At 72.6% G+C, this 13,806-nt stretch carries 13 protein-coding genes, 3 tRNA genes and 1 pseudogene; 6 read left to right on the top strand and 11 right to left on the bottom strand.

Features of this window, described 5'->3' with window-relative positions:
* Window positions 1–124: 124 nt before the first annotated feature.
* Window positions 125–307 (bottom strand): annotated as a pseudogene (locus G5C65_RS40475) (IS607 family transposase); the annotation flags it as partial.
* Window positions 308–453: 146 nt separating this feature from the next.
* Here G5C65_RS40475 and G5C65_RS17850 point away from each other — a divergent pair.
* Window positions 454–1,353: a phosphoribosylaminoimidazolesuccinocarboxamide synthase gene (locus G5C65_RS17850; RefSeq protein WP_165299849.1), complete on the top strand. Its 900-nt coding sequence runs from the start codon at window positions 454–456 to the stop codon at window positions 1,351–1,353.
* A gap of 77 nt (window positions 1,354–1,430) precedes the next feature.
* Here G5C65_RS17850 and G5C65_RS17845 read toward each other — a convergent pair.
* The 5 genes from G5C65_RS17845 to G5C65_RS17825 form a co-directional block, all read right to left on the bottom strand.
* A tRNA-Gly gene (locus G5C65_RS17845) sits at window positions 1,431–1,503 on the bottom strand.
* Window positions 1,504–1,558: 55 nt separating this feature from the next.
* Entirely contained in the window at window positions 1,559–2,176 is a 618-nt protein-coding gene (locus G5C65_RS17840) for a response regulator (protein ID WP_165299848.1), read from the bottom strand.
* Window positions 2,142–3,443, bottom strand: coding sequence for a sensor histidine kinase (locus tag G5C65_RS40470; protein WP_338146487.1), 1,302 nt, complete (start codon window positions 3,441–3,443; stop codon window positions 2,142–2,144). Before G5C65_RS40470 ends, G5C65_RS17840 begins: the two co-directional genes overlap by 35 nt.
* Window positions 3,444–3,556: 113 nt before the next feature.
* Window positions 3,557–4,342, bottom strand: coding sequence for an ABC transporter permease (locus G5C65_RS17830; protein ID WP_165299847.1), 786 nt, complete (start codon window positions 4,340–4,342; stop codon window positions 3,557–3,559).
* The gene (locus tag G5C65_RS17825; protein ID WP_206441938.1) at window positions 4,339–5,241 is read right to left on the bottom strand and encodes an ABC transporter ATP-binding protein; all 903 of its coding nucleotides are present in this window, start codon (window positions 5,239–5,241) and stop codon (window positions 4,339–4,341) included. Before G5C65_RS17825 ends, G5C65_RS17830 begins: the two co-directional genes overlap by 4 nt.
* A 313-nt stretch (window positions 5,242–5,554) precedes the next feature.
* On the opposite strand from G5C65_RS17825, the gene G5C65_RS17820 reads away from it, so the two are divergent.
* Window positions 5,555–6,424 carry a ketopantoate reductase family protein gene (locus tag G5C65_RS17820; protein ID WP_338146488.1) on the top strand — a complete coding sequence of 290 codons (870 nt, stop codon included), beginning with the start codon at window positions 5,555–5,557 and terminating at the stop codon, window positions 6,422–6,424.
* A 54-nt stretch (window positions 6,425–6,478) separates the two neighbouring features.
* Here the strand turns inward: G5C65_RS17820 and G5C65_RS17815 are convergent.
* The 3 genes from G5C65_RS17815 to G5C65_RS17805 form a co-directional block, all read right to left on the bottom strand.
* A tRNA-Gly gene (locus G5C65_RS17815) sits at window positions 6,479–6,554 on the bottom strand.
* 51 nt (window positions 6,555–6,605) lie between these two features.
* Window positions 6,606–6,677 (bottom strand) — tRNA-Gly (locus G5C65_RS17810).
* A 114-nt stretch (window positions 6,678–6,791) separates the two neighbouring features.
* Window positions 6,792–7,109 (bottom strand): Lsr2 dimerization domain-containing protein, encoded by a 318-nt coding sequence (locus tag G5C65_RS17805; RefSeq protein ID WP_165299844.1) that lies wholly within the window; start codon window positions 7,107–7,109, stop codon window positions 6,792–6,794.
* Window positions 7,110–7,487: 378 nt separating this feature from the next.
* On the opposite strand from G5C65_RS17805, the gene purS reads away from it, so the two are divergent.
* The 4 genes from purS (at window position 7,488) to G5C65_RS17785 (ending at window position 11,645) form a co-directional block, all read left to right on the top strand.
* Window positions 7,488–7,751 (top strand): phosphoribosylformylglycinamidine synthase subunit PurS, encoded by a 264-nt coding sequence (gene purS, locus G5C65_RS17800; protein ID WP_165299843.1) that lies wholly within the window; start codon window positions 7,488–7,490, stop codon window positions 7,749–7,751.
* Window positions 7,748–8,431, top strand: a complete 684-nt coding sequence (gene purQ / locus G5C65_RS17795; RefSeq protein WP_165299842.1) for a phosphoribosylformylglycinamidine synthase subunit PurQ — start codon at window positions 7,748–7,750, stop codon at window positions 8,429–8,431. The genes purS and purQ overlap by 4 nt, the downstream gene beginning before the upstream one ends.
* Window positions 8,428–10,713 carry a phosphoribosylformylglycinamidine synthase subunit PurL gene (gene purL, locus G5C65_RS17790; protein WP_165299841.1) on the top strand — a complete coding sequence of 762 codons (2,286 nt, stop codon included), beginning with the start codon at window positions 8,428–8,430 and terminating at the stop codon, window positions 10,711–10,713. The genes purQ and purL overlap by 4 nt, the downstream gene beginning before the upstream one ends.
* Before the next feature lie 107 nt (window positions 10,714–10,820).
* On the top strand, window positions 10,821–11,645 hold the full coding sequence (locus tag G5C65_RS17785) for a maleylpyruvate isomerase family mycothiol-dependent enzyme (protein ID WP_165299840.1): 825 nt from the start codon (window positions 10,821–10,823) through the stop codon (window positions 11,643–11,645).
* A gap of 173 nt (window positions 11,646–11,818) precedes the next feature.
* Here the strand turns inward: G5C65_RS17785 and G5C65_RS17780 are convergent, their stop codons facing one another.
* Together G5C65_RS17780 and G5C65_RS17775 are read right to left on the bottom strand one after the other, a co-directional pair.
* Window positions 11,819–12,382 carry a GNAT family N-acetyltransferase gene (locus G5C65_RS17780; protein WP_165299839.1) on the bottom strand — a complete coding sequence of 188 codons (564 nt, stop codon included), beginning with the start codon at window positions 12,380–12,382 and terminating at the stop codon, window positions 11,819–11,821.
* Window positions 12,379–13,599 (bottom strand): NsdA family TPR-like regulatory protein, encoded by a 1,221-nt coding sequence (locus G5C65_RS17775; protein WP_338146486.1) that lies wholly within the window; start codon window positions 13,597–13,599, stop codon window positions 12,379–12,381. Before G5C65_RS17775 ends, G5C65_RS17780 begins: the two co-directional genes overlap by 4 nt.
* Window positions 13,600–13,806: the final 207 nt, after the last annotated feature.

Raw genomic sequence — 13,806 nt, 5'->3', positions numbered from 1 at the left:
CTCAGCGGGCCGGGAGAACACAGGAGTCCATCCGGCGCCCACGCGGCCACCGCGAAACCCATCCACATCAGTCAGTCCAGCAGCCCTTCACGGGGCTGCCCTGGAACCGCCTACTCACGAATTAGGAGACACGGGCGTACAGCCCCAGGCCGCCGACGGCCTCCGGCGCCGTGGCCGCGTCGATGTTCACCAGGATCGTGCGCGGCCCCACACGCCGAGCGGGCACCGGCAGCGTCCCGTTACGAAACCACCGGTACGCCGTATGGGGACTGATCCCCTGCGCCCGCGCCCACTCCGTCAGATTCACACCAAGACCATAGCTCAACTAGAACAAGATTATGCACACTTATGCACACTCAAACGAGCGCAGTTCCCACACCCTTCCGCCAGGAGTCAGGAGCCGCAGGGGACAATCGGAGGGTCACCCCACACGTCGGTCCACCCGGAGGGAATATGAGCGGATTCGTCGAGAAGCCGGAACCCGTACAGGTGCCCAACCTCGTCCATCTGCACACCGGCAAGGTGCGGGACCTCTACCAGAACGAGGCGGGGGACCTGGTCATGGTCGCCAGCGACCGCGTCTCGGCCCACGACTGGGTGCTCCCCACCCAGATCCCCGACAAGGGCCGGATCCTCACCAGGCTCTCCCTGTGGTGGTTCGACCAGCTCGCCGACCTGATCCCGAACCATGTCCTCGGCACGGACGTCCCCGAGGGCGCCCCCGCCGACTGGGCGGGCCGGGTGACCGTCTGCCGGTCCCTGCGCATGATCCCCGTCGAGTGCGTGGCCCGCGGCTACCTCGCCGGCTCCGGGCTGGCGGAGTACCGGGAGTCCCGTACGGTCTGCGGGCTCGCCCTCCCCGAGGGCCTGGAGAACGGCTCGGAGCTGCCCGGCCCGATCTTCACCCCCGCCACCAAGGCCGCCGTCGGCGACCACGATGAGAACGTCGCCTACGAGGAGGTCGCCCGTCGGCTCGGCCCCGAGACGGCCGCGGAGCTGCGGCAGGCGACCCTCGCCGCGTACGACCGGGCCCGGGACATCGCCCGCGACCGGGGCATCATCCTGGCCGACACCAAGTTCGAGTTCGGCTGGCACGGAGAGGTGCTGACGCTGGCGGACGAGGCGCTGACCCCCGACTCCTCCCGCTTCTGGCCCGCCGATGTGTGGCGGCCGGGCCGCGATCAGCCGTCCTTCGACAAGCAGCCGATCCGCGACTGGCTGGTGTCGTCGGCGTCCGGGTGGGACCGCGCGGGGAACCAGCCGCCGCCGGCGCTGCCCGACGAGGTGGTGACGGCCACCCGGAACCGCTACATCGAGGCGTACGAACGCCTCACGGGCGTCCGTTGGGCCTGAGGGCCTGAGGGCAACAGGGAAGCCCAGGGGCAAAGGGAAGGGGCCCGACCGCTGTGGTCGGGCCCCTTCTTCGCCGGAGCGGACGACGAGGCTCGAACTCGCGACCTCAACCTTGGCAAGGTTGCGCTCTACCAACTGAGCTACGTCCGCATCACCCACGGGCTCCCCCGGGTGCGCCGTCCAGTATAGCCACGCCCACGGGTGCTCAGATCCACCCCCGGCGCTCGGCCGCCCGCGCGGCCGCGTGCCGGTTCTCGGTCCCGGTCTTCGCCACGGCGGCCGACAGGTAGTTCCGCACCGTCCCCTGGGTGAGGGAGACCCGCTCGGCGATCTCCGCGACCGGCGCCCCGTCCGCCGCCAGCTCCAGCACCTCCGTCTCGCGCGCCGACAGCGGGGAGTCCCCGCCGCTGATCGCGTCGGCCGCCAGCCCGGGTTCGACGAACCGGCCGCCGCCGTGCACGGTACGGATGATCTCCGCGAGCTGCTGGGCCGACGCCGTCTTCGGTACGAAACCGCGGACGCCGGCGGCCAGCGCCCGCTTCAGATGGCCCGGCCGCCCATGGCTGGTCACGATCATCGTCCGGCAGTCCGGCGCCGCGTCCCGCAGCTCCGTGGCCACCCGCACCCCGTCGGCTCCCGGCATCTGCAGGTCGAGCACCGCCACATCGGGCTGGTGCGCCCGCGCCATCGCCATGGCCTCGGGCCCCGAGGCCGCCTCCGCGACGATCTCCAGGTCGTCCTCCAGCGCGAGCAGCGCCGCCAGCGCGCCCCGGATCAGATGCTCGTCGTCAGCCAGCAGAACCCGGATGGGCCGCTCGTCCACCGCGGCTCACCTCCCTCGTGTCCGTGTCGTCCGCCAGCGGGACGGTGGCCCGCAGCCGGAACACGCCCTCCTGGGGCCGCTCCGTCGTCAGTGTGCCGTCCAGCGCGGCCAGCCGCTCCCGCAGCCCCGGCAGCCCGGAGCCGCCGCCGCGCCGCGGCGCGCCGGGCGCGGCCCCGTCGTTCTCCACCAGCAGGACCGCCGAGCGGGGCGCGACGTCGAGCCGCACGGTGCAGCGCGTCGCGTCCGCGTGCCGCAGTACGTTGGTGGCGCCCTCCCGGACCACCCAGCCCAGCGCCGACTGGACGTCGTCCGACAGCGCCTCGCCGTCGCCCTCGATCCGGCAGTCGACCCCGGCGGCGCGCAGCACGCCGCGGGCCCCGGCGAGCTCGGTGGTCAGGCCCGCCTCGCGGTAGCCCCGGACGACGTCGCGCACCTCGGTCTGGGACTCGCGGGCGAGGCGCTGCACCTCCTCCATCTGATCGACCGCGCCGTCGGTGCCCGCGGGGTCGCGCCGCGCCAGCTGCACCGCCAGCTCGCTCTTGAGCGCGATCACCGACAGATTGCGGCCCATCACATCGTGCAGATCCCGGCCGAAGCGCAGCCGCTCCTCGGCGACCGCCAGCCGCGCCTGGGTCTCGCGGGCCTCCTCCAGCTCCCGCAGCACCGCGATGTACCAGGCGGAGGAGCGCGGGGAGAAGACCCCGACCAGGGCGCTGAGCAGCATCAGCGCGGCCGTGCCCGCCAGCGCCTGCGCGGGCAGCCCGGCGAGCGCGAAGACGCCGACCACCCCCGCCGTGTACCCGGCGACGCTCGCGGTGGCGCGGCGCAACGGGGCGCTCAGCGAGTACACCGCCGTCCAGGGCAGCATGACGGCGAACATGGTCACGGCGGCTGTCGCCGGCGCGTCCAGCGCGTCGATCGCGATCAGCGCCGCCATCAGCGCCGTGAAGACGAACAGCAGCGCCGCGAGGGCGGCCGTGAGGCGGCGCGGCGGTGCGCCGCGCCGCACATAGGAGTCGAGGGCCCGCCGCAGCGCGGGCAGGGCCAGGGCGCACTGCGCCAGCGCCAGCACGAGGATCACCCAGGCGAGCACGGTTCCCGCCGTGGAGTGCCGGGTGACGACGATCAGCTGCGGGACGGACACCAGGCAGAACAGCCACGGCAGGCACAGGAGCGTGCCGCGCGTATGCGTCTCGACCTGCTCGGGCCTGCTGCGCCGCCGCCAGCCGGCCTGCTTGGCCCTGGCCCAGCCGATCACGCCATCCACCGTCCCTGTACCTGTACCCGTACCCGTACCCGTACCTGTGCCAGTGCCTGTGCCTGTCCCTGTCCCTGGGCCCGTCCCTGCGCCTGTCTCGCTGCCGGTGTCTGCGTCCCTGGTCAGCGCCGCGGCTCCCACCGGAACCACCTTCGTACAGCAAACACCCCCAGCGCGATCCACGACAGGGCGGTCACCAGCGCACGCAGCGTCTCCGCGACGCCGAGCCGGCCCGTCCAGCCGCCGCGCAGCAGGTCCATCACCGGGGTCAGCGGCAGGGCCCGGCACACGGCCGCGACCTGGTCGGGCGCGATCTCCAGCGGGATGAACATCCCCGAGCCGACCAGGCTGACCAGCATCAGCGGCATCCCCGTGAGCTGCGCCAGCTCCGTGGTCCGGGTCACCATCGCGGTGACCGCCGCCAGCACCGCCATCAGCGCCACGCCCAGCACCAGGCCCGCCACGAGCAGATCCGGCCGCTCGGGCGCCCCCACGTCCAGCGCGACGGCGCCCCCGGCCATCAGCACCACGGCCTGCGCCAGCCCCACCGCGGCGGCGGGCAGCGCAGCCGCGCCCAGGATCTCCGGCTCTCTCGCCTGGCCCGTACGCAGCCGCTTGAGCACCAGCTCCTCGCGGCGGGCGACATAGACGCCCATCAGGTTGGTGTAGACGGCGAACAGCAGCACCAGGCCGACCGAGCCGGGCAGCACCGCCGTGCCCACGGAGAGGCCGGCGTCCTCGACCCGGTCCGTCGGCACCATCCGCTGGAGCGACACGGTGAGGGCCACGGGGAGCGCCAGCGCCACGAACAGCGCCGCCCGGCTCCGCGCGAGCAGCGTCATCTCGGCGCGGCCCAGCGCCCGCATCCGCCGCATCGAGGCCCCGCGTTCCTCGGCGACCGCGCTCATCGCAGCACCTCCGCTCCGGCGATCTCCAAAAACGCCTCCTCGAGCGACGCGGTCCGCGCATGCAGCCCCTCCAGCTCGACGCCCTCCGCACGCGCCCACAGCAGCAGCTCGGTGAGCGCCTCCTGGAGGGTGTGGGTGCGCACCGAGACCGTCCGCCCGTGCACGGCGGCGGGCACCGACAGCGGCAGCCGCTCCGGCCGCAGCCCGGCGGGGAGCCTGAAGCGGATACGGGACGGCTGCGCGGCGACGACCTGCTCCGGCGTGCCGGACGCGACGATCTCCCCGGCGTGCATGATCGCCAGCCGGTCGGCCAGCTGCTCGGCCTCGTCCAGATAGTGCGTGGTCAGCAGCACCGTCGTGCCCTCGGCTCGCAGCGTGCGCACCAGCGCGGCCGTCTCCCGCCGCCCCTCGGGGTCCATGCCGGTCGTCGGCTCGTCGAGGAAGAGCACCTCGGGCCGTCCGATGAGCGCCAGCGCCAGATCGAGCCGCCGCCGCTCCCCGCCCGAGAGCTGGAGCACCCGCACGTCCGCGCGGTGCGCCAGCCCGACCGTCTCCAGCACCTCCGGCACCGGCCGGGGCGCGTCCGCGCAGCCCGCCCACATCCGCGCCGTCTCGGTCACGGTCAGCTCGGAAGGGAACCCGCCCTCCTGGAGCATCACGCCGGTGCGCGGGCGCACCCGCGCGCGCTCGGTGAACGGGTCGAAACCGAGCACCCGCACCCGGCCCGCGCTCGGCCGCGCCAGCCCCTCCAGCACCTCGACGGTGGACGTCTTCCCCGCTCCGTTGGTGCCGAGGAGCGCGAAGATCTCCCCCTCGCGCACGGAGAACGAGACGCCGCGCACGGCCTCGAACTCCTGCGCGTAGCGCCGTTTCAGCCCTTCGGCTTCGATTGCTTCCATGGCTCCCAGCGTTCCGCCCGCGGGGCGCCGGGAGCAGTGCGTGCCGTCACGGCTCCGTATGACGGATGTCATGGCGGAGCGCGCCGGGCCCGTGCCGACCGATCGACCGGGTTTAGGGAGAACTTGGGTATCGGCACACAAGTTTAGGGTTGACTGGGGGGTGGATCCGTCCGACGATCACGTCATCCGTCACCCGACCGGAAGGACGCCGCCATCGTGCCCGATACCTCCCCTCCTGGCCCTCCCGGCTCCCGGACCGACCGCCCGCGGCACCGGCGGCACCGGCGCCACCGGCGCCACCGGCCACCGGACCGTGGCGGTCCTCGGCCCCGGCGGCGTGGGCGGCCTGCTGGCCGCCCTGCTCGCCCGCGCCGGACACCGGGTGCTCTGCCTCGCCGGCGAGGACACCGCGCGTGCGCTGCGGACCGACGGACTCCGGGTGCGCAGCGGGCACTGCGGCGACTTCACCGCCCGGGTCGAGGCGGACACCGCGCTGCGCGAGCCCGTCGATCTGTGCCTGGTCACGGTCAAGCACACCGCGCTGGAGGCGGCGCTGGACCGGCTGCCCGCCGGGGTGCTCGGGGACGCTCCGCTCGTGCCCCTGCTCAACGGCGTCGACCACCTCGCCGCGCTGCGCCGCCGGTACGGCGCCGGGCCGGTCGTCCCGGCCACCGTCAAGGTCGAGTCGACCCGCACGGCGCCGGGGGTGATCGAGCACGGGAGCCCGTTCGTCCAGATCGAGCTGGCCGGCGCCGAGGAGCGGCTCGGGCCGCTGGCCGCGCTGTTCACGGACGCCGGAGCGGAGGCCCGGGTGGTGCCGGACGAGGCCGGTGTGATGTGGGCGAAGCTGGCCTTCCTGGCGCCGGTCGCCCTGCTGACCACCCGCTATCGGGCGACGATCGGCGCCGTACGGACCGAGCGGCGCGACGAGCTGGTGGCCGTGCTGGAGGAGGCCGCCGCGGTGGCGCGGGCCTGCGGGGCGAGTGTCGACCCCGCGGCGGTGCTGGAGCGCTGCGACGCGTTCCCGGCCGGCAACAAGTCGTCCATGCTGCGGGACGCGGAGGCGGGGCGGGAGCTGGAGCTCGACGCGATCGGCGGGGCGCTGCTGCGGGCCGCGGAGGAGCGCGGGGTGCCGGTGCCGACGGCGGCCCGGCTGGTGGCGGAGCTGGAGGCGTCCGGCTGAGCCGCCGGCAGGTAAAGAGAAGGGCCCGGCCGCGATGGCCGGGCCCTTCTTCACTGGAGCGGACGACGAGGCTCGAACTCGCGACCTCAACCTTGGCAAGGTTGCGCTCTACCAACTGAGCTACGTCCGCAGCGCCCCCACACTGTACCCGACCGGCGGGGGCCGGGGGCCAGCGGTGGAGAGCGGGTGACAGGAATCGCACACTGCGCCTCCCTCTTGGAAAGAGGGCGCTCTACTACTGAGCTACACCCGCGCGGCCGCCGGGCTCGTCCCCTTTCGGGGTTCCCCCTCGCGGCGTGCCTGAACTCTAGCGGAACGCAGGGGGGATCTGGCAAGTCGGCTTCCGGTGCCCGCCGTCGGGGCCGCGTCAGTGGGACGCGTTGAACGCCTCGTAGATCTTCTTCGGGATGCGGCCGCGCGCCGGGACCTCGTAGCCGTTCGACTCCGCCCAGGCGCGCACCGCGCGCGGGTCCGGTGCGACGGAGGTGCGGTGGTAGGTCTTGCCGGACTTCGCCCGCTTGCGGCCGGCCTCGACATAGGGGGCGAGGTCCTTGCGGAGCCGGTGGGCGTTGTCGGAGTTGAGGTCGATCTCGTAGGTCTTCCCGTCGAGTCCGAAGGAGACCGTCTCCGCCGCTTCCCCGCCGTCGATGTCATCGGAGAGTGTGACCACTACGCGCTGTGCCACGGATATCGGTCCTTCCTTCAGGATCACGAAAGGGATCACTCCGTCTTTTCGACCGCCCGTCCCGTGTGAACGGTGCGGGTGGCGGATGCGCCGACGGCGGTGAGCCCGGTAGTAGAGGGGATTGGCCTTATTCTGCTGTGCCTTCTTGCGCGGCGAATTCCAATGGAAGCCGACCCGGCCGGCCCGCCGCAATCTGGACCATACTTTTTTCCCGGCGTTTTTCCCAGTGCTTCGCGAAGCCGAGGGGCAAACATCACAGATATCAACGCGCGTAGATTCTCCCGCCGGGTACGCTGGCCAGCGCAGCGCCCGCGAGCGTCCCCGCGGCGCCTCGCGGCATCCCCGCAGCGCCCTCGCTCAGAACACCTAGGAGTACCCGTGGCTCGCGTCGTAGTCGACGTCATGCTGAAGCCCGAGATCCTCGACCCGCAGGGGCAGGCGGTGCAGCGTGCACTGCCCCGCCTCGGCTTCGGGGGAATCGCCGATGTCCGCCAGGGCAAGCGCTTCGAGCTGGAACTGGAGGGGCCGGTGGACGACGCGGCCCTGGCAGGTGTCCGGGAGTTGGCCGAGACCTTTCTCGCCAACACCGTGATCGAGAACTTCACGGTGCGTGTGGAGGAGTCCGAGGGGGCCTCGGCGTGACCACCCGTATCGGCGTCGTCACCTTTCCCGGCTCGCTCGACGACCGCGACGCGCGCCGCGCCGTGGCCCTCGCGGGCGGCGAACCCGTCGCGCTCTGGCACCGGGACAGGGACCTGCACCAGGTGGACGCGGTCGTCCTGCCCGGCGGATTCTCCTACGGCGACTATCTGCGGTGCGGGGCCATCGCCCGTTTCTCGCCCGTGATGGAGAGCGTCATCGGGCAGGCCAGGGCCGGAATGCCGGTGCTCGGTATCTGCAACGGCTTCCAGGTGCTGTGCGAATCCCATCTGCTGCCCGGGGCGCTCACCCGAAATGATCACCTCCACTTCGTCTGCCGGGACCAGCGGCTCCGGGTGGAGAACGCCGCGACCCCCTGGACCCGCGACTACGCGGCCGGGGAGGAGATCACCGTCCCGCTGAAGAACGGCGAGGGCGGCTACATCGCGGACGAGCGCACCCTCGACGAACTGGAGTCCGAGGGGCGGGTCGTCTTCCGCTACCTCGGTGTGAACCCCAACGGCTCGCACCGCGATATCGCTGGTATCACCAACGAAGCGGGCAACGTGGTCGGCCTGATGCCGCACCCCGAGCACGCCGTGGAGCCCCTGACCGGCCCGACCACCGACGGGCTGGGATTCTTCACCTCGGTCCTCGAGAACTACCTGGTGAGCAACGCATGAGCGGCGAGAACGGCAAGAACGGCAAGAACGGCAGGAACCTCGACACGGTCGAGCACGCGGCGCGGACCCCCGACACCGAGCAGCCCTGGGCCGAGCTCGGCCTCAAGCGCGACGAGTACGACCGCGTCCGCGAGATCCTCGGCCGCCGCCCGACCGGCGCCGAGCTGGCCATGTACTCGGTGATGTGGTCCGAGCACTGCTCGTACAAGAGCAGCAAGGTGCATCTGAAGCAGTTCGGGGACAAGGCGCCGCACTCCGACGCGCTGCTCGTCGGCATCGGCGAGCAGGCCGGGGTGGTGGACGTCGGGCAGGGCTACGCCGTCACCTTCAAGGTCGAGTCGCACAACCACCCGTCGTATGTCGAGCCCTACCAGGGCGCCGCCACCGGCATCGGCGGCATCGTGCGCGACATCATCGCCATGGGGGCCCGCCCGGTCGCCGTCATGGACCCGCTGCGGTTCGGCGCCGCCGACCACCCGGACACCAAGCGGGTGCTGCCCGGCGTCGTCGCGGGCATCGGCGGCTACGGCAACTGCCTGGGCCTGCCCAACATCGGCGGCGAGGTCGTCTTCGACTCCTGCTACCAGGGGAACCCGCTGGTCAACGCGCTCTGCGTGGGCGTGATGAAGCACGAGGACATCCACCTGGCGAAGGCCGCAGGGACCGGCAACAAGGTCATCCTCTACGGGGCGCGCACCGGCGGCGACGGCATCGGCGGCGCCTCGATCCTCGCCTCCGAGACGTTCGACTCGGAGAAGCCCTCCAAGCGGCCCGCCGTCCAGGTCGGCGACCCGTTCCAGGAGAAGCTGCTCATCGAGTGCACCCTGGAGGCGTTCCACGCCGGGCTGGTCACCGGCATCCAGGACCTCGGCGCCGCCGGGCTGTCCTGCGCCACCAGCGAGCTGGCCTCCAACGGCTCCGGCGGGATGCGCGTCGAGCTGGACGACGTGCCGCTGCGCGACTCCTCGCTCTCCCCCGAGGAGATCCTCATGAGCGAGTCGCAGGAGAGGATGTGCGCGGTCGTCGAGCCCGGCAAGGTGGCCGACTTCCTCGCGATCTGCGAGAAGTGGGAGGTCACCGCCACCGTCATCGGCGAGGTCACGGACGGCGAGCGGCTGGAGATCTACTGGCACGGCGAGCGGGTCGTCGACGTGGACCCGCGTACCGTCGCGCACGAGGGCCCGGTCTACGAGCGCCCGTACGCGCGTCCTGGCTGGCAGGACGCGCTCCAGGCGGACGACCCGGCCCGGCTGCCCCGCCCGGCGGACGGCAAGGAGCTGCGCGCCGCCGTCCTCGCGCTGCTCTCCTCCCCGAACCAGGCCGCCAAGTCCTGGATCACCGACCAGTACGACCGGTACGTCCTCGGCGACACGGTGCTCGCCCCGCCCGAGGACGGCGGCATGATCCGTATCGACGCGGAGACCGGCCTCGGCGTGGCCCTCGCCACGGACGGCAACGGCCGCTACGCCAAGCTCGACCCGTACGAGGGAGCGCGGCTGGCGCTCGCGGAGGCGTACCGCAACGTCGCCGCGACCGGCGCGCGCCCGCTCGCGGTGACCGACTGCCTCAACTTCGGCTCGCCCGAGGACCCGGCCGCGATGTGGCAGTTCGCCGAGGCGTGCCGGGGCCTGGCCGACGCCTGCCACCAGCTGGGCACCCCGGTCACCGGCGGCAACGTCTCGCTGTACAACCAGACCGGCGAGGCCGCCGTCCACCCCACGCCGGTGGTCGGCGTGCTCGGCGTCATCGACGACGTCGCCCGCCGCACCCCCATGGCGTTCCGCGACGAGGGGCAGCTGATCTACCTCCTCGGCGACACGGCGGAGGAGTTCGGCGGCTCGGCCTGGTCGCAGGTCGCGCACGGCCACCTCGGCGGCACGCCGCCGCGGGTGGACCTGGAACGCGAGCGGCTGCTCGGCGAGATCCTGATCGCGGCCTCGCGGGACGGCATGGCCGACGCCGCGCACGACATCTCGGACGGAGGGCTGGTCCAGGCGCTGGCCGAGTCCTGTCTGCGCGGCGGCAAGGGCGCCCGGATCGTGGTGCCGGACGGGGCCGACCCGTTCGTCTTCCTGTTCTCCGAGTCGCAGGGCCGCGCGCTGGTGGCGATCCCGCGCAGCGAGGAGGTCCGGTTCACCGACATGTGCGCGGCGCGCGGCATGCCGGCGGCCCGCATCGGCGTCGTGGACGGCGGCTCGCTGGACGTCCAGGGCCAGTTCGCGCTCCCGCTGAGCGAGCTGCGGGCCGCACACGAGTCGACGATCCCGGAACTTTTCGGCTGAGCCTGCCGGGGAGGGGCTGCCCCGTGCTGCTCGCGGCAGGGTGCGGGTGATCTGTGCCTGGGCGCGCAGTTCCCCGCGCCCCTCCGGGGCGCGCTACCGTCGCTGTCATGCCGCCCGCGAGCAGAAGAGACCGGACACGGGACAGGAAGCCCCGGACATACGACCCCGCCAAGACCCGCAAGGCGCTCGTCGCCCAGGTCGAGGCGGTCACCGAGGCCGCGCACCAGCTCACGCCCGAGCAGCGCGCCCGGCACTCCGGGCTGCCCGGCTGGGACGTCCACGCGCTGCTCGTCCATATCGCGCTGCAGATCGACGCCGTTCCGCGGCTGCTGGGCGAGCCCGAGGCCGCGGCGCGGGCCCCCGAGGTCTCCCTCACCCGCTGGGCCCTGAGCACCGGGACCATCGCCGACCGGATCGACGAGCAGACCCTCGGCGAGGCGGAGCGCGCCGGGGACGGCGCGGCCCGGATCGACGAGGCCGTGGCGCAGCTGGAGCCGGTCATCGAGCAGGCCGTCCGCGAGGACCTGCTGATCCCGCACCGCTTCGGCGCGATGCGGATGCACGACTTCACGGTGACCCGGCTGGTCGAGCTCGTCGTGCACAGCGATGACCTGGCGCGGGCGGCGGGGGTGCGCGTCGGCCTGGACCGGGTGGCGCTCGCGACCACCGTGCGGCTGCTGGCGGATGCGTTCGCGGCGAAGGCGCCCGGGGGCGCGGTGGAGGTACGGGTCCCGCCGTACGCGGTGGTGCAGGCCGTCGAGGGCCCGCGGCACACCCGGGGCACCCCGCCGAACGTGGTGGAGGCCGACCCGCTGACCTGGGTACGGCTCGCCACGGGCCGCGCGGAGTGGACGGAGCTGGCGGGCACGGCCCAGCTGTCGGCGAGCGGCGAACGCGCCGACCTCTCCGCCCTGCTCCCGGTGCTGGGCTGACCGCGCGGGGCGGGGCCGACCCCGGCTGTCCGGCCCCCGGACAGTTCCCCGGTCCGGCGCCGCCGGGTGCCTGCCCCGGACTCGAAGATGTGCGCGCGGGGGACCGTCGGAGCTGACCAGCAGCGCCCCGGCGAGGTCTCAGGTTTCCGTGTGGGCACGCAACCGACCGCCTGCTAGTCCCTCCCGTGCACGTCGAGAAGCATGACGTCATGGAGGGCGGCGCCCGCCCAGGGGTGCGCCTCGCCGACCTTGCGGTACCCCCACTCGCGATACGCCTCCTGGGCGGCCTGGCTCTCCGGGTGGACGTTGAGCAGCGCCCGCTCCTCTTCGCCTCCGGCGAGTAGCGCCTCGTGCAGGCGCCGGGCAACGCCCTGACGGCGCCATGGGACACGTACGGCCATCTCCATGAGCCCGAACGTGCGGTGCCCGTCCTCGCGCCTCATGTCCGCCGGGACGGGCGGCTGTACCCGATCCCACCAACCGGTGCGTGAGCTGAGCGGGTAGCCGAAGGCCATCCCGATCGGTTCGCCGTTCGCCGTGCGGGCGAGGGTGCCGCGGAAGGTCCGCTTGCGCGTCTGGGAGCGGAAGCGGCGGAAGGTGTCTGCAACGTCGTCAGCTGACTCGCGGTAGGGCGGCTCGGCGAAGACCTCGGCGTAGACGAGTGCGAACGCGTCCTCGGCCTCGGCGGCGCCCGCACCGTCGAGTGCTTCCACTGTGACGGTGTCCGTGTGGCTCATACCTTGCCGCTCCCCGCTGTTGTCGCGACCGTCTCGTGAATGCGCTCCGCGCAGTCTCGTGCCGCGGGCGTCCTCACCCGTTCGGCCTGGTGTGCGAAGGTGCGCATGCGGCGCGCGAGCCGGTTGGAGGTGATGCCGTCGCAGGTGTCGAGTACGGCGCCCATCTCGGCGCACGCTTCTTCGTCTTCGCCGGCTTGCAGCAGGACCCCTGCGAGTTTGGCGCGGTACCACGCGGTGTTGCGTGAGTAGCCGCTGCCCAGCTCCGAGACGGCGGAGCGGAGGAAGGGAACAGCGCGCTGTGGCTGCCGGGCGCGGAGGTACATGCTGGCCGTCGCGTAGTCGACTTCACCGACTCCCGCGAAGCGTGCCCAGCCAGGCACGTCGGTGTCGCAGTCCATGCGGCCGAGGTAGGACACGCCCCGGCTGAGCGCTCGGCGTACGGCGGCCAAGTCGCCGGTGTGGGTGGCGACGTTGGCCTCGCGCAGTGCGATGACCAGGCGGACGGTTGCGCCGGCGTGGGCTGCGTCCGCGAGGCTGTAGGCGTATTCGACAGCGCTCGCCGCCTCCCATGCGCGGTCCGCCTTGACGGAGAGCAGGATGAACGTCTCCAGCGCTGAGACGTGCAGCAGCGGGTCACCGGTGAGCTGCGCGGAGGTGAGCGCCTCGACGGCGGATCGGCGTGCTTTCTCGACTGGCGCACCGTCGTAGCCGAACCAGGCTTGCAGGCTGTAGAGCTCGGAGAGCATGGCGTGTAGGTCACGGCCTACACGTGTGGTGTAGGTGCCGGTGCTCAGTACTCGCGTAAGGGCCGATTCCATGCGATCGGCGCGCGTCTGGGCTGGTGCGCTGCCTGCGGTGTGATCGGTGCGGTAAAGGCTGCTGAGCTGTGTCCGGAACTGGTCGACATCCCGGGCGCCGATTCTGTGTCCGCGCTCAGTGGCGAGCGCGGTTCCCGCGGCGAGCGCCCCGGCGTCCACGACGAACGTCCTTCGTTTCACAGCCTCAGCGTGACGGACCCGGGCGTCATCCGTCACCCGGTGGCCCGGTACTGCGAACCCCATCTCGGCGAGCGGCACGCCAAACATCGCTTCCAGCACGGTTTGCTGTCCGGGGTGAGGCAGTGGCGGCGGGGATTCGCGTTCCCAGCGCCGTAGTTGCCGCACGCTGAGCGACGCGTCGACGCCCAGCCGCTCCGCCTCGCGGAGGAATGCGTTCACGAGTTCCGTCTGCGTGTATCCGGCAGCGTGCCGTAACGCAGCCAGCGTGCTCCTCGGCCGAGCTGTCATCGCTCCCCGCTCCCCCGTTATGGTCTTCGCGGTCCTGCAAGAGGGCTGCTGGCCTCCGGGCCCGGCATGGCTGTTCCCCCCTGTTGGAAGTCGATGACCTGGGGGGTGGTGCCACCGGGCCCGAGAGGCGCCGTTGGA

The sequence above is a fragment of the Streptomyces boncukensis genome (genome assembly GCF_011045075.1).
GTDB lineage: Bacteria > Actinomycetota > Actinomycetes > Streptomycetales > Streptomycetaceae > Streptomyces > Streptomyces boncukensis.
The sequence above is the reverse complement of the archived record's forward strand: the minus strand, read 5'-3'. Positions and strand labels throughout refer to the sequence as shown.